We start from the raw sequence: 16,033 nt of genomic DNA, 5'->3' as shown, positions 1-16,033 counted from the left end.
CTCACAGCTCGAACGATTCGTGGTGGATACGGCGGTCCGGCACTCCGGCTGCCCGCAGCGCCTCGTACAGGTCCCGCGCGAAGCCGGGCGGGCCGCAGAGGTAGACGTCGTGGTCGCGCAGCGCCGGAAAGGCCGTGCGCAGCGACCGCGCGGTGAGGTCCGGCCGCTCGCCGCGCGGCCCGTTGAGCGCGTACAGCACCCGTGCCCCGCGCCGGCGCGCGATCTCCTCCAGCTCGCCGGCCAGCGCCAGATCCTCGGCGCCGCGCGCCCGGTACAGCAGCGTGACCTCGCCGGGCAGGGTCTCGAACAGGGCGCGCAGCGGGGTGATGCCGACGCCGGCGGCGATCAGCAGGGAGCGGTGGCCGGTGGCCCGGTCGGCGGTCAGGGAGCCGTAGGGGCCCTCCGCCCACACCCGGGTGCCGGGCCTGAGCAGCGCGACGGCCGCGCTGTGGTCGCCGAGCGCCTTGACCGTGATGCGCAGCAGGTCCGGGCGCGGCGGGGCCGACAGGGAGTACGGCGTCGACGTCCGGCCCAGGCCGGCGCCGAGGAACCGCCAGCGGAAGAACTGCCCGGGCCGCGCGCCCAGTTCGTCCAGGCGCCGGCCGCGTACGAGGACCGAGTACACGCCCGGCGCCTCCCGGTGGACCGAATCCACGCGCAGCCGGTGGCGGCGGTTGAGCCGGACCGGGGTGAGCACGCGGAACCACAGGACCAGGGCCGTGACGCCGAGGTAGAGCGCGTACCAGAGGGCGGTGGCGACCGGTCTGCCGTTGAACTCGTCGCCGAGCGTGAGCTGGTGGAAGAAGGCGAGGAAGACGGCCGCGTACGTCAGCAGGTGGACGTAGTACCAGAACTCGTGGCTGGTACGGCGCCGTACGGCTCGCGCCGAGGTGATGCCGACCGCGAGGAGGATCACGGTGCCCGCGGTGGCCTTGAGCATCTCCGGGTAGTCCAGGACGACGGTCACCGTCTCGTGCCACAGCGAGGCGTGGTCCTGGGCCGCGTACCCGGCGAGGATCAGCGCCACGTGCGCGACGAGGAGGCAGAGCGTGTACCGGCCGGCCATCGCGTGCCAGCGGGCCACCCGGTCGGAGCCGACCCGGGTCTCCAGCGCCGGTACCCGGGCCATCAGACCGACCAGCACGGCGCAGGCGTAGCCGCACAGCAGTCCGGAGATCCGGCCGGCGCCGATCAGCCCGCCGGCGGTGCCGACCACGGACGCGGTGTCCGCCCACCAGAGGGCGATCACGCCCGCCGCTCCCACCCACAGCGCGGCGGGCACGGCCCCCGCGAGGAAGCGTCCTACGGGCAGGGGCGGGGCCGCCCGCCGGGTGTCCACGGTGGCCATCGATCGCCGCCCCTTCGTTCGCCGTACCCGGCCACTGTGGGGGGCGAAGCTCTCAGCGACCTCTGAGTCAGCCATGCACGACGGGAGAAGTCGACGGAAGAAGTTCAGGTCAGAGCAAATTCACAGCGACGGCGGTGGGAACCACCCCTCGGCAGGGGTCATGCTGGTACACGCGATGAACACCACGCGTTCCGGCCCCCCGCCCCTGACCCGCCCCGACGGCACCCCGCCGCGGGTCCTCGTCGTCGACGACGACCCCGACCTCGCGGAGGTGCTCACCGGTGCCCTGCGCTACCAGGGCTGGGACGTGCGCGCCGCCTCCGACGGCGTGGCGGCGCTCGCCGCCGCACGCGACCTGCTGCCGGACGCCGTCGTCCTGGACGTGATGCTCCCGGACACCGACGGCTTCGCCGTGCTGCGCCGGCTGCACGAGGTGAAGCCGGACGTCTGTGTTCTCTTCCTCACGGCACGGGACGCGGTCGAGGACCGCATCGCCGGGATCACCGCGGGCGGCGACGACTACGTCACCAAGCCCTTCAGCCTGGAGGAGGTCGTCGCCAGGCTCTGCGGCCTGCTGCGCCGAGCGGGCATGGCGCGCACGCGGGAGGAGGGACCGCGGCTGGTCGTCGGCGACCTGGTGATGGACGAGGACGCGCGCGAGGTGACCCGGGCCGGCGAGCCGGTCGAGCTGTCGCCGACCGAGTTCGAGCTGCTCCGCCTCCTGATGAGCAACCCGCGCCGGGTGCTCAGCAAGACGCAGATCCTGGACCGGGTGTGGTCGTACGACTTCGGCGGCCGGGCGCACGTGGTCGAGCTGTACATCTCGTATCTGCGCAAGAAGGTCGACGCGGGCCGCCGGCCCATGATCCACACGGTGCGCGGGGCGGGCTATGTGCTGAAGCCGGTGACCCGGTGATCCGGCCGCCCCGCCAAAGCGACCTGCGCCGGCTGCCCCGGCCCCGCACGCTGCGCGCCCGGCTCACCTTCGGCCTGGTGGTGCTGCTCGCGGTGAGCTGCGCGGCGGTGGGCCTGGCCGCGGTGGTCGAACTGAACGGCTCCCTCACCCGGCGGCTGGACGAGCAGCTCGCCCAGACCGGTACCCGGTTCCCGGAGAGCCTGGAACACCACGGCAGGCCGCCGGACGACCACGACGGGGACGAGTACGGCGACACCCGCCGGACGGCCGCCGGCACCTTCGGCGCCCGCCTGCTGAACGGCACGGTCACCAGCAAGGGACTCGTCCGCGGGGCCGACCCCTCGGCGGATCTGAACGTCGACCTGACCACGGCCGACACCGGGCGGCTGGCCCGGATACCGGCCGACGGCCGCGCCCGCACCGTCCGCCTCTCCGCGCTGGGCGACTACCGGGTCGCGGCCACCGCCGGGAGGGACGGCGATGTGCTGGTCGTCGGCCTGCCGCTGGAACCGGTGCAGGCCACGGTGCGCCGGCTGGAACTGGTCGCCGCGATCGTCTTCGGCCTGGCCCTGGTGGTGACCGGGGTGGCCGGGGCGCTGTGGGTGCGCTGGTCGCTGCGGCCGCTCAGCCGGGTCGCCGCCACCGCCGCCCGGGTCAGCGAGCTGCCGCTGGCCGACGGAGAGGTGGTCCTGCCGCCCCGCGCGCCGCAGTCCGACCCGCACGGCGAGGTCGGCCGGGTCGCCACCGCCTTCAACCGCATGCTGGGCCATGTCGAGGACGCGCTGACCAAACGCCACGCCTCCGAGGAACGGCTGCGCCGGTTCGCCGCCGACGCCAGCCACGAGCTGCGCACCCCGGTCGCCTCGGTCCGCGGTCATGCCGAACTGGCGCTCCTCCACCCGGGCCCGGTACCGCCCGAGATCACGCGCGCCCTGCACCGCATCGCGGCGGAGTCGGCCCGCATGGGCGAGATGGTCGACGACCTGCTGCTGCTCGCCCGCCTCGACGCCGGCCGCCCCCTGGAGCGCGGCCCGGTCGACCTCACCCGCCTGGTCCTGGACGCGGTCACCGACGCCCGGGCCGCCGGTCCCGACCACAGCTGGACGCTCGACCTGCCCGAGGACCCGGTAACGGTCCCGGGCGACGCCCACCGGCTCCAGCAGGTGCTGGCCAACCTGATGGCCAACGCGCGTGTGCACACGCCTGTGGGCACCAAGGTGACGGTGACCTTGGAGGCCGACGCCGACTCGGCGCTCCTCTCGGTCCACGACGACGGCCCCGGCGTGCCCGAGGACGTCCGGTCGGCTGTCTTCGAACGCTTCACCAGGGCCGAACACCGCCGCCACCCGAACGCCTCCGGCGGCGGAGCGGGCCTGGGCCTGTCGATCGTGGCGGCGGTGACGGGGGCGCACGCGGGGAGCGTCGGACTGGAGAGCGGACCGGGCTCCACGACGTTCACGGTCCGCCTGCCGAGGTAGACGAGGGCCTACGAGGTCGCTAGGCCCTGTCGTCAAACTCCCGTCTGCCCCCAGGGCACGCACCTGACGCCGCGAGGCCCGCCCTTCGGGCGGACGACGCGAGTTTGACGACGGGACCTAGGGCCGCCAGAGCGGATGCTCCCGTTTCGCCCACTCCCGGCTCACCGTGCCGGTGCGCAGGCCCCGGCGGGCCTCCGGGTCGCCCAGGGCCATGCCGATGTGGCCGGCCAGGACGATGCCGATGGTGAGGGCGAGCCAGTCGTGCACGAAGGTCGCCGAGGTGCGCCAGACCAGGGGCGTGAGGTGGGTGAACCACATCATCAGGCCCGTGCCGAGCATGACCACCGTGGCTCCGGCGATCCACGAGGCGTACACCTTCTGCCCGGCGTTGAACTTGCCGGCCGGACGGGACGAGGGCCGTTTGTCGCGGACCAGGGCCGCGCGCAGCCAGACCCGGTCGTGCGGGCCGAAGCGGTTGAGGAAGCCCAGATCGGTGCGGAAGGCGCGGGAGGCGAGGCCCAGGAGGGTGGGGACGGGCAGGGCGAGGCCCGCGTACTCGTGGACGCGGACGACCAGGGCCCGGCGGCCGACCAGCACGGCGAGCTGCGGGACGTAGAGGAAGGCCGCGGTCAGCACGCACACGCCCATCAGCGCGGCCGTCGTGCGGTGCACCCACCGCTGGGCGGGGTGGAAGCGGCGCAGGCGGGAGTCCGGCGGGGCCGGGGTGTCAGCTCGTAGGCGCATCGGTCCGTCCGTTCGAACGGCCGACCCACGCGTCGACGTCGTAGCCGAGCTTCTCCCAGTAGCCGGGCAGGACGTGGTCGGTGACGGTGATGCCGGAGAGCCACTTGGCGGACTTGTAGAAGTACATGGGAGCGACATAGAGGCGGACCGGCCCGCCGTGGTCGTGGCCGATGTCCTTGTCCTGCATGCGCAGGGCGACCAGGACGTCGGCGCGACGGGCCTGGTCGAGGGTGAGGCTCTCGGAGTACGTGCCGTCGAAGCAGGTGAACCGGACGGCCTTGCCGGCACCGCGGACGCCGGCCGCGTCCAGCAGGTGCGAGAGTCGTACGCCCTCGAAGGGGGTGCCGGGCACCCGCCAGCCGGTGACGCACTGGACGTCCTTGACCAGCCGGGTCTGCGGCAGGGCGCGCAGGTCGGCGAGGGTGAAGCTGCACGGCCGGTCCACGAGTCCGTCGACGGTGAGCCGGTAGTCGGCGGCGCTCTTGTGCGGCACGGACGCGGCGACCGAGTAGTAGCGGAAGCCGCCGCCGTTCGGGAGCAGGCCCGTCAGGCCCGTGGGGTCCTTGCCGGACACGCTGCCGAGGAAGGATTCGAGGCCGCGTTGCAGGGTGGGGGCGGCGGCCACGCCGAGGGCGCCGAGGCCGATGGTGCCGAGGAGGACACGGCGGCCTATCGGGCGTCCCTCCGCGGGCGCCGGACGCTCCTTCGGCGTCCGCCGCTCCTCGGATGGTTCGGGGTTCACGTACTCATTCGAACACCGTCGACGCCCCGGGGCCAGGGAATGCGGCCGGCGGTCAGAGTTCCGTAATGACTTCTTACCCCTGTCTCAGAAGGCCCGGTCCCGGGCGGCGTGGAAGGCGGCGCGGGGGTCGCGGTCCGGGTAGCCCCACGGCTGAGGGGTGACGTGCCGGCCGATGCGGCGGAACAGGGCGGCGGCCTCGGCGCGCCGGTTCGCGCAGGACGTGGCGTGCGCCAGGAAATTCAGGTCGACGTGGCGGCGCGGGTGATCGTCGTGCTCCCACTCCAGCCACCACTGGAACGCGGACCGCAGCACGCTCCGGGCGCGTCGCCCCGACCAGTGCCCGGCGGCGGGGTCGGCGGGCGCCAGGCCCGTGGCGGCCAGCACGCGGTGACGCTCGGTGTGCGCGACCACGGGCAGCACGGCGAGCGGGGAGTCGGCGGGGGCCCGGTCCGCGGCCCGGTCGGCGAAGTCGTACACCGCGTGCCGCGCCCGAGGGTCGTGGCCGGGGTCGAGCTCGGCGAGGCGGGCGACCATCAGGTGGTGGGCGTGGTGGTGGTCGGGGTGCCGGTCGCGGAGCTCGGCGAAGATCCGGTGCAGCTCGTTCTCGGTGCCCAGGGTCCGCTCCAGCAGGAGCAGGCCGAGCCACGGGGTCGGGTCGGCGGGCGCGAGGCAGGCCGCCACGGCGCAGGCCTCGCGGGCCCGGGCGGGCTCCTCCTTGCCGCGCAGGGCACGCGTGACCAGGGCCAGGGCGAGCAGCGCGGCGGCGTCTGCGGAGCAGGGCTCGGCGAGCAGCCAGTCATGGGCCCAGGCGGCGGCGTAGGGCTCGTCGGCGAGGGCCGTGATCCGGTGTCCGCGACGGTCCCAGTCGTCGCCGGTGCGCAGCAGCAGGGCGCGGGCGGCCTGCCGACGGCCCTGGGTCAACGCGGCACGCGCGATGATCAGTTCGGCGTCGTCGAGGGCCGCGTCGAAGGCCTGTGCCGTGCGCTCGCGGCCGGCGTCGAGCAGAGGCGGGAGTGGGGGCACCGCGGTACTTCCTGGTTGTCGGGCTGCCATCGACCGATCACGCACAGCAAACCCTCAGCCAACACTTTGCGTCAAGCCGAACCGGGCTGTTACTAACTTCAACTACCGTTTCTCAAGAGGAACTTGAGGCGTCCGCGACCGCCCGCGCAGGCCGTCGGGAGCGCGTTGCGATTCACTCTTGTGGCGTACGCCATGGCGTCGGCCGCTTTGGCCACGGACCATGGTCGTACGGTCCCGCCGCCCGTTCGGATCGCCTGATCGACCGCCCGGCGCCGTGACCGAGTCAACCGCCCGTTTCCGGGTACTCCCAGGGGCACGGCCGCCTCGGGAGCGCTACAGTCGGCGCACTACGCACTCCGTGGCCCGGCCGAATGATCGAGGTACGCAGCGTGTCGGTTCTGGTTCTGATTCTCGCGGTGAGCGCTGCCTGCTGTCTGGGCTTCGGATTCGTGCTCCAGCAGAACGCCGCCCAGAAGGCACCGCTCAGCGACTTCCTCTCCCCCCGCCTCCTGCTCGACCTGATGAAGGTGCCGCGCTGGCTGGGCGGCATCGGGCTGATGGTGGCCGGCATGGTCCTCGGCGCGGTCGCGCTGGGCAAGGGTGAGATCTCCCTGGTGGAGCCGCTGCTGGCGACGAACCTCCTGTTCGCCTTCGCCCTCTCCCGGCACCAGACCAAACACAAGCTGAGCCATCAGGGCGCGACGGGCCTCGCGCTGCTCGCGGGCGGCGTGACGATGTTCATCGTCGCGGGGCAGCCGCGCAGCGGCACCGCCGTCAACAGCCCGTTCCGCCACTGGCTGATCATCGGCATCATGGTGGGCACGGCACTGGTCCTGACCACCTACGCCAAGCGCTCCCGGCTGACCTGGGCCCCGGTGCTGCTGGCCCTGGCCGCCGGTCTGCTCTACGGCGTACAGGACGCACTGACGCGGGTGAGCGGGCAGCACTTCTCCGGGGGCGGCCTCGCCGAGGTCCTCACCAGCTGGCAGCCGTACGGCGTGCTCGTGATCGGCGTCACCGGGCTGATCCTGGTGCAGAGCGCCTTCGAGACCGCGCCGCTGCGCATGTCGCTGCCCGCGCTCACCGCCGCCCAGCCGCTCGCCGGGATCCTGTGCGGCGTCGGCTTCCTCGGCGACCGGCTGCGCACCGACACCGGAGCACTGGCCTGGGAGGCCGCGGGCCTCGCCGCGGTCGTCACGGGCATCGTCCTGCTGGGCCTGCATCCGGCCATGCCGCGCGGCACGACGCAGCAGGAGCCCACCCGGGACCTCCAGCCGCAGTGACCGTGCCGCCGGGCCCCTGCTTGGATGGACGCATGAGCGCTGCTGACGAGATCCTCGACATCGTCGACGAGAATGACCAGGTCATCGGGCAGTCCCCGCGCGGCGAGGCCTACGCCCGCGGTCTGCGCCACCGCTGCGTCTTCATCCAGGCCCGCGACGCGGCCGGCCGACTCTTCGTCCACCGCCGCACCCCGACCAAGCTGGTCTTTCCCTCGCTGTACGACATGTTCGTCGGCGGAGTCGTCGGCGCCGGCGAGTCCTACGACGAGGCGGCCCTGCGCGAGGCCGAGGAGGAGCTGGGGGTGACCGGGCTGCCCCGCCCGTCCTTCCTGTTCAAGTTCCTGTACGACAGCGGCGCCGCCGCCGGGAGCTGGTGGTCGGCGGTGTACGAGGTCCGCTGCGACCTGCCGGTGCGCCCGCAGGCGGCGGAGGTCGCCTGGCACGACTTCCTGCCCGACGACGAGGTGGAGCGGCGGCTCGGGGAGTGGGAGTGGGTGCCGGACGGGCTGGCGGCGTACGAGCGGCTGAAAGCCCACCGGGCGGCCGGGCAGCGGGCTCGATAGGGTCCTGCGCGTGATCGAATTCGTTCGCAACGTCCGGCTGTGGTTCGCCCCCGATCTGGTCCGGGAGGAGGGCGACACCCCCGACTACCGGTTCTCGCTGGCCAACGAGCGGACCTTTCTGGCCTGGCTGCGGACCGCGCTCGCGCTGATCGGCGGCGGCTTCGCGGTGGACCAGTTCCTGCCGGACCTGCGCTGGGCCTGGCGGGTCGGCCTGGCGCTCGCCCTGCTCGGGGCGGGCGTGCTGTGCTCGCTGCGCGCGGTCAACCACTGGGTGCGCTGCGAGCGGGCCATGCGCAAGGGCGAGGACCTGCCGGTGTCGCGGTTCCCGGCGCTGCTGAGTCTCGTGGTGGCGGTGGTGGCCGTCGCGATGGTCGTCGTCGTACTCGTCGGGTGGGAGGGGTGACCGCCCCACGGGACCCGGGCCTGCAGCCGGAGCGGACCCGGCTCGCCTGGCGGCGTACGACGCTGTCCTACGCGGTCGCCGCCGTGCTCGCCGTACGGAACGTCCTGCACGGCGGGGTGTCGGCCACCTCGGTCGTCGTGGTCGCCCTGTGCTGCTCACTCTGGCTGGGCTTCCTGTGGGTCGCCCACCACCGCATCCGCGCCCTCGCCACGAGCGCCCGCCCCACGTCCCTCGCACCCCGGGACGCCACGGCGGCCGTCCTGTGCGTGGTGGCGACGGCGGTGTGCGCGGCGGCGCTGGTCGTCTAGTCCGAGGCCTCCGCCTCCGACTCCGTCTCCCAGTCCACCGTGACCACGATCTTGCCCCGGGTGCGGCCCTCCTGGTTCAGCCGCTGTGCGTCCGCCGTCCGCTCCAGGGGGAAGGTTTCGGACACGTGCACGCTCACCACGCCCTGTTCCGCCAGCTCGGACAATCGGCCCAGGTCCTCGGTGTCCGGGCGTACGAAGCAGTAGCGGCCGCCGTAGCTCACCACGTCGGGGTCCGCGATCGACGCCAGCCGGCCCTCGGGGGCGAGCAGGTTCGCCGAGGTCTTCATGGTGTCGCCGCCGATGGTGTCGAGGGCCGCGTCCACGCCCTCAGGAGCCAGCCCCCGCACCCGTTCGGCCAGGCCACCGCCGTAGGTGACCGGATCGGCGCCGAGGGAGCGGACGAAGTCGTGGTTGTGCTCGCCCGCCGTCCCGATGACCCGGGCGCCCACGTGGTGGGCGAGTTGCACGGCGATCGAGCCGACCCCGCCCGCGGCCGCGTGCACCAGGACGGTCTCGCCGCGCTTGACCTCCAGGACCTTCATGAGCACCTGGTAGGCGGTGAGCCCGGCCAGCGGCAGCCCGGCGGCCTCCTCGTAGGAGAGGTTGCGGGGCTTGCGGGCGAGGGTGCGCACCGGGGCGGCGACGTACTCGGCGAAGGTGCCCCGGGAGAGGAAGTCCTCGCGGACGTAGCCGATGACCTCGTCGCCGACGGAGAACTCCGTGACGGCCGCCCCCGGCTGCACCACGACCCCGGACACGTCCCAGCCCGGAATCACCGGGAAGACCGCGTCGAGCACGCCGTCCAGATAACCCTCGCGGCACTTCCAGTCGACCGGGTTCACGGCCGCCGCGCACACCTTCACCAGCACCTGGTCGGGGCCGACCTTCGGGTCGCGCACCTCCCCGTACTCCAGCACCTCGGGTCCGCCGTACCGGCTGTAGCTGATGCCCTTCATGCCACCGACACTCCGGGCTGTCCGGACGCCACGCAACCGGGATGCCCCGATATGCGCCGTTCGCGTGGCAGCCTGTGGCTCGGCACCTCCTCCATCTCCCACCCACACCCGAAGGCGAACGCCATGACCCTCCTCCACCAGGAACACACCGCCCACGGCACGCACGTCCACGGACCGGGCTGCGGCCACACCGCGGTGCCGCACGGCGACCACATGGACTACGCGCACGACGGGCATCTGCACCGGGAGCACGACACGCACTGGGACGAGTGCGAGCCCGAGGGGCACGTCACGCACGAGGGGCACGACCACCAGCACGGCGCGGGCTGCGGGCACGCGCGCGTGCGGCACGGGGACCACGTCGACTACGTGCACGACGGACACCGGCACGCCGAGCACGACGGCCACTGGGACGACCACTGACCACAACGCGCCACCGACGGCTCCTCGCGCACCGGGCGGGGAGCCGTCCGCCTATCGTGGCACCGATCACGTTTGCCTCCCCCACTGGACGGCATACCGACCGGTCGGCATCATGAGTCGCATCCTGTTCACGCATTCGTAGGAGCGACGTATGAGCCCCGACCATCCGCCCGGACTCGATCTCGACCGGCTGCGCGGCCTGCTCGACCGCGAGCGGCCCGGTCTGGTGAGCGGCCCCCTGACCGGCCGGCTGATCGAGGGCGGACGGTCGAACCTCACCTACGCGCTCTCCGACGGCACCTCGAAGTGGGTCGTGCGGCGGCCTCCGCTCGGCCATGTGCTGGCCACCGCGCACGACATGAAGCGCGAGCACCGGGTGATCAGCGCCCTGCACCCGACCGACGTGCCGGTGCCGCGGCCGGTGCTGCTGTGCGAGGACGAGGAGGTACTCGGAGCGCCCTTCTACGTCATGGAGTACGTCGAGGGCACCCCGTACCGCACCGCCGACCAGCTCGCCCCGCTGGGCGCCGAGCGCACGCGCCAGGCGGTGCTGTCCCTCGTCGACACCCTGGTCGAGCTGCACGCCGTCGACCCGGCCGCGGTCGGCCTCGCGGACTTCGGCCGCCCCGAGGGCTTCCTGGACCGCCAGCTGCGCCGCTGGGGCAAGCAGCTGGACGCCTCCCGCAACCGCGAGCTGGCCGGCATCGACGAGCTGCACGCGGCGCTCGGACGCGCCCTGCCCACGTCCCCCGCGCCCACCGTCGTGCACGGCGACTACCGGCTCGACAACGTCCTGATCGGCGAAAACGATCAGATCAAGGCGATCCTCGACTGGGAGATGTCGACGCTCGGCGACCCGCTGACCGACCTGGGCCTGCTGGTGATGTACAGCATGCCGCTGGGCATGCCCGACTCCCCCGTCTCCACCACCGCCGAGGCCCCGGGGCACCCGGCCCCGGCCGAGCTGATCGAGCGCTACGCAGCCCGCTCCGGGCGCGACGTCTCGGCCGTCTCCTGGTACACGGCGTTCGCCTGGTTCAAGCTCGCCGTGATCCTGGAGGGCATCCACTACCGGTACACGCTGGGCCAGACGGTCGGACAGGGCTTCGACCGCATCGGCGACCTCGTGCCCGTCTTCATCGACCACGGACTGACCACTCTTCAGGAAGGCTGACCGGTCATGGACTTCGCGTTCGACGCACGCACCGAGGAACTGCGCGGCAAACTGCTCGCCTTCATGGACGAGTACGTCTACCCCGCCGAGGCGGTCGCCGAGGAGCAGCGTGCCGCGCTGGCCTCCCCCTGGGACACGCCGGCCGTGGTGGAGGAGCTGAAGGCCGAGGCGCGCAGGCAGGGCCTGTGGAACCTCTTCCTGCCCGACGCCGAGTACGGCGCCGGTCTGACGAACCTCCAGTACGCCCCGCTCGCCGAGATCACCGGCCGCTCCCCGCATCTCGCGCCCCCCGCGACGAACTGCGCCGCGCCCGACACCGGCAACATGGAGGTGCTGGCGCAGTTCGGCAACGAGCAGCACAAGAAGCAGTGGCTGGAGCCGCTGCTGGCCGGTGAGATCCGCTCGGCGTTCGCCATGACCGAGCCGGAGGTGGCCTCCTCCGACGCCACCAACATCACCACGCTCATCGAGCGCGACGGCGACGACTACGTGGTCACCGGTCGCAAGTGGTACATCTCCGGGGCGATGAACCCGGACTGCAAGATCTTCATCGTGATGGGCAAGACGGACCCGGACGGGGCGGACATCCGCCGCCAGCAGTCCATGATCCTGGTGCCGCGGGACACCCCGGGCGTCACCGTGCGGCGCGCGATGCAGGTCTTCGGCTACGAGGACCACTCGCACGGCGGCCACGCCGAGGTCGTCTTCGACCACGCGCGCGTGCCGGCGTCGAACCTGATCGGCGAGGAGGGCGGCGGCTTCGCCATCGCCCAGGCCCGGCTCGGCCCCGGCCGCATCCACCACTGCATGCGGCTGATCGGCATGGCCGAGCGGGCGATCGAGCTGATGTGCCGTCGGGCCGTCTCGCGCACCGCCTTCGGCAAGGCGCTGGCCCAGCAGGGCGTGGTCCACAACTGGATCGCCGACGCCCGTGTCACGGTCGAGCAGCTGCGGCTGCTGGTCCTGAAGACGGCCTGGCTGATGGACACCGTCGGCAACCGTGGCGCCCACACGGAGATCCAGGCCATCAAGATCGCCACGCCCCGCGCGGTCGTCGACATCATCGACCGGGCGATCCAGCTGCACGGCGCGGGCGGCGTGAGCCAGGACTACCCGCTGGCCGAGCTGTACGCGGCGGCCCGCACCCTGATGATCGCGGACGGCCCGGACGAGGTGCACCAACGGTCGCTGGCGCGACGGGAGTTGAAGAAGTACCTGTGACACGGGTGAGGGGCGGCCGCACGGCGGCCGCCCCTCACCGGCAGGGCCTCAGGGGCGCAGCGCGCGCAGCAGCAGGTCGGCCAGGTGGTCGGCGACCTCCTGGGGGGTGAGGGGGCCTCCCGGGCGGTACCACGTGGACAGGTGGTGGACCGAGCCGAAGTGGTAGTCGACCACGAGGTCGGCCGGGGTCGCCGAGGAGAAGACGCCTTCGCGCTGGCCCTCCTCGATGAGCGCACGGAAGCGTTCGTGGTAGCGCCGGCGCTCGGCGCGCACCTGCTTGTTCTTCTCCGGGCTCAGGTGGTGCATGGAGCGGAAGAAGATCATCGCGTCGTCGAGGTTCTCGATCGTGGTCACGACGACGTCGGCCGCCGCGGCCCGCAGGCGCTTCTCGACCGGCTCGTCGGCGTCCGCGAAGGCGTCGAGCCGATCCTGCTGGACGCGCAGCACGCGCGCGTACACCTCGTGCAGGAGGTCGTCCTTGGAGCCGAAGTAGTGATACAGCGCCCCCTTGGTGACGCCGGCCGCCTCGACGATCTCCTGCACCGAGGTGCGGTCGTAGCCCTGCTCGGCGAAGAGCCGGGTGGCGGCGGCGAGGAGCCGCTGCGGGACGGGAGTCCCGTCTCCCTCCATTGTCCTGGGCACTGCCGCCACCTGCCTTTCCGTGTTGCCTTACTGACTTTCGCGCGCTCGGGAGCGAAGCTCCCGACGGAGGATCTTCCCACTCGCCGTCTTGGGCAAGTCGGGCAGGATCTCCACTTGTCGCGGGTATTTGTAAGCCGCCAGTCTCTCCTTGCAGTAGGCGGCGAGTGCGCCCGGGTCGGATTCGGCACCCGGACGGAGGCTGATGTAGGCCTTGACGGTCTCACCGCGGTAGCCGTCGGGCACGCCGACGACGGCCGCCTCGCGCACCGCGGGATGGGTGTAGAGCACGTCCTCGACCTCGCGCGGCCACACCTTGAAGCCGGACGCGTTGATCATGTCCTTCTTGCGGTCGACGACGTACACCCAGCCCTGTTCGTCCATGAACCCGATGTCGCCGGTGCGCAGCTCGCCCTCCGGGAAGGTCTCGGCGGTGGCGTCGGGCCGGCGCCAGTAGCCGGGCACGACCTGCGGGCCGCGTACGACGATCTCGCCCTGCTCGCCGAACGGGACCTCCGCGCCCCGCTCGTCGACGATCCGGACGACCGTGTCGGGCCCCGGCACGCCGACGGCGAGGGTGCCCGAGGCCGGGTCGACCGGCGCCTCCCGGCCGGGCGGCACGGCGGCGCAGGGTCCGCTGCACTCCGTCAGCCCGTAGCCGGTGCGGATGTACGGGCCGAAGCCCGCGCGGAACTTCTCGACCAGGGCGGGCGGCACCGGTGCGCCGCCCGAGGAGAGGTTCACGAACGAGGCGAAGTGCTCCGGGGTGCTGTCCGGGTGGGCGGCCAGCGCCATGTAGGCGGTGGACGGGCCGACCGTGTAGTGCGGGCGGTGCTCGGTGAACATCTCCAGGACCACGCCGGGTTCGAAGCGGTAGGCGAGCACCAGCGTGCCCGCGCTGTTGAGGCAGGCGCCGAACTGGCAGACCATGCCGGTGATGTGGAACAGCGGCGCGAGGGCGTAGTAGATCGGCGCCTCGGGCAGGGCCAGGCCGGTGCGCTGCCGCTCGGCGTTGAACATGATGTTGCCGTGCGTGTTGACGGCGCCCTTGGGGGTGCCGCTGGTGCCCGAGGTGTAGCTGATCAGGGCGACGTCGGCGGGGGCCGGGTCCCGGCCCTCGGGCGCCGTGCCGCCCTGCCGGGCGACGGCGACGAGGTCCTCGGCGTCGGCGGCCCGGGGCAGCCGCTCGAAGGTCAGCACGCGCGCGTCGTCGCGGGTCTGGAAGTCCAGCTCGCAGCCGGTGAGCACGATCCGGACCGGTGAGTCGGCGGCCGTGTCGCGCAGGTACGTCTCCCAGGCCCGGTCGGAGCAGATCAGCGCCGTCACCTCGCCGTCCCGCAGGACGTGGGCGACCTCCCCCGACTTGTACATGGGGTTGACGGGGACGACGGTGGCGCCCGCCTTCCAGGCACCGAGCACGGCGAGCACGAAGTGCGGGGAGTTCTGCAGCAGGACCGCGACCCGGTCGCCGCGCTCCAGGCCACGGGCGGCGAGGTGGGCGGCGACGGAGTCGCTGAGCTCGTCGACCTCGCGGTAGCTCAGGCGGGCGTCGAAGTAGGCGAGGAAGGTGCGGTCCGGGGCCTCGGCGACGGCGCGGCGCAGGGCGTGGACGAGCGAGTCGGCCGGGTCGACCGGGCCGCGCTGCGCCTCGTTGAGGAGGGCCAGCCAGGGCTTGGCCGCGTACCGGGACGCGGCCGTCACGGGGTGGCCTCCCACTTCTGCTGGATGTGGTTCATGCTGGTCAGCCAGCGGTCGGGGACGGTGGCCCGGGCCTGGTAGTACTCGGCGACCTCGGGGTGCGGCAGGATCAGGAACCGGTCCTCGGCCATGCCCCGGAAGAGGGCGTCCGCGACGTCCTCCGGCTCGATCGCGGTGGGCTGGAGGACCAGGTCGCCCGCGCTGCCGGTGGCGGCGAGCATGTCCGTGCGCACGCCCTGCGGACAGATGGCGTGGACCTTGAGTCCGCGGTGGCGGTAGGTCAGCGACAGCCATTCGGCGAAGGCGTACGCGCCGTGCTTGGTGACGCTGTAGGGTGCGGCACCGATCATGGTGAGCAGACCGGCCGCGGAGACGGTGGACACGAAGCGGCCGTGGCCGCGCTCCAGCCAGGCGGGCAGCAGCGCCTCGGCGGCGCGGACGTGGGCCATGACGTTGACGTCCCAGGCCCGGGCCCAGACCGTCTCGCCGGCCGCCTCGGAGCCGCCGGAGGCGAGGCCCGCGTTGGCGCAGTACACGTCGATGGTGCCGCCGAGTGCCGCGCGGGCCTCGTCGACGATCGTGGAGGCGTCGCCCGGAACCGCCGTGCCGCCGATCTCCTCGGCCACGGCCTTCGTCTTCTCGGCGTCCAGGTCGTTGACCACGACCCGGGCGCCCTCGGCGGCGAACCGGCGGGCCAGCGCGGCGCCAATGCCTCCGCCCGCTCCGGTGACGACCACTCCCGCACCCTGCACGGCTTCCACCATCGGTCTCCTTCGACGGGACTGCGGTGCGCCTTTCGCCCGGGCGCACCTCGGCTCTGCCGCGCCAGACTAACCGGTCGGTATGGAGTTCGGAAGGGGCGTCCATCTCGGCGGCGTGGCCGGTCCGGTTCGTTCCGTGACGCCCCTGCGCGCGCTAGCGTGCGAGGCCTGGTATCCGCCGCGCGCACGGAGGTCACCGCATGATGCTGTCCAGACGGAGCCTGCTCGCCACCCCCGCCGCGGCCGCGACGTGCGGGGCCCCGAGGAGCGCGGCGCCGGCGACCGGGGCGACCGGCCTCGGGTCGCCCCCGGCCCCCCCCCTGAGCACCCGCGTCGAGCGGCGCGCCCCGGAC

At 72.9% G+C, this 16,033-nt stretch carries 17 protein-coding genes; 9 read left to right on the top strand and 8 right to left on the bottom strand.

All coding sequences use genetic code 11. The annotated features are described in order from the left end of the window. Position 1: 1 nt before the first annotated feature. The gene (locus tag ACWGKT_RS19285) at positions 2 to 1,348 is read right to left on the bottom strand and encodes a ferredoxin reductase family protein (RefSeq protein WP_453274603.1); all 1,347 of its coding nucleotides are present in this window, start codon (positions 1,346 to 1,348) and stop codon (positions 2 to 4) included. A 175-nt stretch (positions 1,349 to 1,523) separates the two neighbouring features. On the opposite strand from ACWGKT_RS19285, the gene ACWGKT_RS19280 reads away from it, so the two are divergent. Beyond that, entirely contained in the window at positions 1,524 to 2,264 is a 741-nt protein-coding gene (locus ACWGKT_RS19280) for a response regulator transcription factor (RefSeq protein WP_453274602.1), read from the top strand. Further along, a complete protein-coding gene (locus ACWGKT_RS19275) occupies positions 2,261 to 3,742 on the top strand; it encodes a sensor histidine kinase (RefSeq protein WP_453274601.1) in 1,482 nt (493 codons plus the stop codon). Before ACWGKT_RS19280 ends, ACWGKT_RS19275 begins: the two co-directional genes overlap by 4 nt. Before the next feature lie 117 nt (positions 3,743 to 3,859). On the opposite strand, the gene ACWGKT_RS19270 is transcribed toward ACWGKT_RS19275, so the two are convergent. From ACWGKT_RS19270 to ACWGKT_RS19260, 3 genes are all read right to left on the bottom strand, one after another. Then, positions 3,860 to 4,486 (bottom strand): cytochrome b/b6 domain-containing protein, encoded by a 627-nt coding sequence (locus tag ACWGKT_RS19270; protein WP_453274600.1) that lies wholly within the window; start codon positions 4,484 to 4,486, stop codon positions 3,860 to 3,862. Then, positions 4,470 to 5,228, bottom strand: a complete 759-nt coding sequence (locus tag ACWGKT_RS19265; RefSeq protein ID WP_453274599.1) for a molybdopterin-dependent oxidoreductase — start codon at positions 5,226 to 5,228, stop codon at positions 4,470 to 4,472. Before ACWGKT_RS19265 ends, ACWGKT_RS19270 begins: the two co-directional genes overlap by 17 nt. An 84-nt stretch (positions 5,229 to 5,312) precedes the next feature. Beyond that, on the bottom strand, positions 5,313 to 6,251 hold the full coding sequence (locus ACWGKT_RS19260; RefSeq protein ID WP_356156338.1) for a hypothetical protein: 939 nt from the start codon (positions 6,249 to 6,251) through the stop codon (positions 5,313 to 5,315). A 389-nt stretch (positions 6,252 to 6,640) separates the two neighbouring features. Between ACWGKT_RS19260 and ACWGKT_RS19255 the strand changes: the two genes are divergently transcribed. The 4 genes from ACWGKT_RS19255 to ACWGKT_RS19240 are packed head-to-tail and all read left to right on the top strand — an operon-like array spanning position 6,641 to position 8,808. Beyond that, positions 6,641 to 7,534 (top strand): DMT family transporter, encoded by an 894-nt coding sequence (locus tag ACWGKT_RS19255; protein WP_453274598.1) that lies wholly within the window; start codon positions 6,641 to 6,643, stop codon positions 7,532 to 7,534. Positions 7,535 to 7,566: 32 nt separating this feature from the next. Beyond that, positions 7,567 to 8,097 (top strand): NUDIX domain-containing protein, encoded by a 531-nt coding sequence (locus ACWGKT_RS19250; RefSeq protein WP_453274597.1) that lies wholly within the window; start codon positions 7,567 to 7,569, stop codon positions 8,095 to 8,097. A gap of 10 nt (positions 8,098 to 8,107) precedes the next feature. Beyond that, on the top strand, positions 8,108 to 8,500 hold the full coding sequence (locus ACWGKT_RS19245) for a YidH family protein (protein WP_235452920.1): 393 nt from the start codon (positions 8,108 to 8,110) through the stop codon (positions 8,498 to 8,500). Further along, complete coding sequence (locus ACWGKT_RS19240; protein WP_453274596.1) at positions 8,497 to 8,808, top strand: DUF202 domain-containing protein; 312 nt, start codon at positions 8,497 to 8,499, stop codon at positions 8,806 to 8,808. The genes ACWGKT_RS19245 and ACWGKT_RS19240 overlap by 4 nt, the downstream gene beginning before the upstream one ends. On the opposite strand, the gene ACWGKT_RS19235 is transcribed toward ACWGKT_RS19240, so the two are convergent. After that, entirely contained in the window at positions 8,805 to 9,764 is a 960-nt protein-coding gene (locus ACWGKT_RS19235; RefSeq protein ID WP_453274595.1) for an NADP-dependent oxidoreductase, read from the bottom strand. The two genes, ACWGKT_RS19240 and ACWGKT_RS19235, sit on opposite strands and share 4 nt — an antisense overlap. 123 nt (positions 9,765 to 9,887) lie before the next feature. On the opposite strand from ACWGKT_RS19235, the gene ACWGKT_RS19230 reads away from it, so the two are divergent. From ACWGKT_RS19230 to ACWGKT_RS19220, 3 genes are all read left to right on the top strand, one after another. After that, on the top strand, positions 9,888 to 10,187 hold the full coding sequence (locus ACWGKT_RS19230; RefSeq protein WP_235452999.1) for a hypothetical protein: 300 nt from the start codon (positions 9,888 to 9,890) through the stop codon (positions 10,185 to 10,187). A gap of 151 nt (positions 10,188 to 10,338) precedes the next feature. Then, a complete protein-coding gene (locus ACWGKT_RS19225) occupies positions 10,339 to 11,361 on the top strand; it encodes a phosphotransferase family protein (RefSeq protein WP_453274594.1) in 1,023 nt (340 codons plus the stop codon). A 6-nt stretch (positions 11,362 to 11,367) separates the two neighbouring features. Next, positions 11,368 to 12,582: an acyl-CoA dehydrogenase family protein gene (locus ACWGKT_RS19220; RefSeq protein WP_453274593.1), complete on the top strand. Its 1,215-nt coding sequence runs from the start codon at positions 11,368 to 11,370 to the stop codon at positions 12,580 to 12,582. Between the two features lie 48 nt (positions 12,583 to 12,630). Here the strand turns inward: ACWGKT_RS19220 and ACWGKT_RS19215 are convergent, their stop codons facing one another. From ACWGKT_RS19215 to ACWGKT_RS19205, 3 genes are read right to left on the bottom strand one after another with little or no spacing between them, the layout of a single operon-like run. After that, a complete protein-coding gene (locus ACWGKT_RS19215) occupies positions 12,631 to 13,224 on the bottom strand; it encodes a TetR/AcrR family transcriptional regulator (RefSeq protein WP_453274592.1) in 594 nt (197 codons plus the stop codon). A 27-nt stretch (positions 13,225 to 13,251) separates the two neighbouring features. Continuing rightward, entirely contained in the window at positions 13,252 to 14,922 is a 1,671-nt protein-coding gene (locus ACWGKT_RS19210) for a class I adenylate-forming enzyme family protein (RefSeq protein WP_453274591.1), read from the bottom strand. Next, a complete protein-coding gene (locus ACWGKT_RS19205; protein WP_235452927.1) occupies positions 14,919 to 15,683 on the bottom strand; it encodes an SDR family oxidoreductase in 765 nt (254 codons plus the stop codon). Before ACWGKT_RS19205 ends, ACWGKT_RS19210 begins: the two co-directional genes overlap by 4 nt. Positions 15,684 to 16,033: the final 350 nt, after the last annotated feature.

Source organism: Streptomyces sp. NPDC054794 (genome assembly GCF_053611585.1).
Note: the sequence above shows the minus strand (reverse complement) of the source record. Positions and strands in the feature narration are given on the sequence as shown.

What these genes read in the sequence shown, in the direction of transcription:
- ACWGKT_RS19285 (WP_453274603.1), bottom strand. Translation starts at nt 1,348, where the DNA reads ATGGCCACCGTGGACACCCGGCGGGCGGCCCCGCCCCTGCCCGTAGGA.
- ACWGKT_RS19280 (WP_453274602.1), top strand. Translation starts at nt 1,524, where the DNA reads ATGAACACCACGCGTTCCGGCCCCCCGCCCCTGACCCGCCCCGACGGC.
- ACWGKT_RS19270 (WP_453274600.1), bottom strand. Translation starts at nt 4,486, where the DNA reads ATGCGCCTACGAGCTGACACCCCGGCCCCGCCGGACTCCCGCCTGCGC.
- ACWGKT_RS19250 (WP_453274597.1), top strand. Translation starts at nt 7,567, where the DNA reads ATGAGCGCTGCTGACGAGATCCTCGACATCGTCGACGAGAATGACCAG.
- ACWGKT_RS19235 (WP_453274595.1), bottom strand. Translation starts at nt 9,764, where the DNA reads ATGAAGGGCATCAGCTACAGCCGGTACGGCGGACCCGAGGTGCTGGAG.
- ACWGKT_RS19230 (WP_235452999.1), top strand. Translation starts at nt 9,888, where the DNA reads ATGACCCTCCTCCACCAGGAACACACCGCCCACGGCACGCACGTCCAC.
- ACWGKT_RS19225 (WP_453274594.1), top strand. Translation starts at nt 10,339, where the DNA reads ATGAGCCCCGACCATCCGCCCGGACTCGATCTCGACCGGCTGCGCGGC.
- ACWGKT_RS19220 (WP_453274593.1), top strand. Translation starts at nt 11,368, where the DNA reads ATGGACTTCGCGTTCGACGCACGCACCGAGGAACTGCGCGGCAAACTG.
- ACWGKT_RS19205 (WP_235452927.1), bottom strand. Translation starts at nt 15,683, where the DNA reads ATGGTGGAAGCCGTGCAGGGTGCGGGAGTGGTCGTCACCGGAGCGGGC.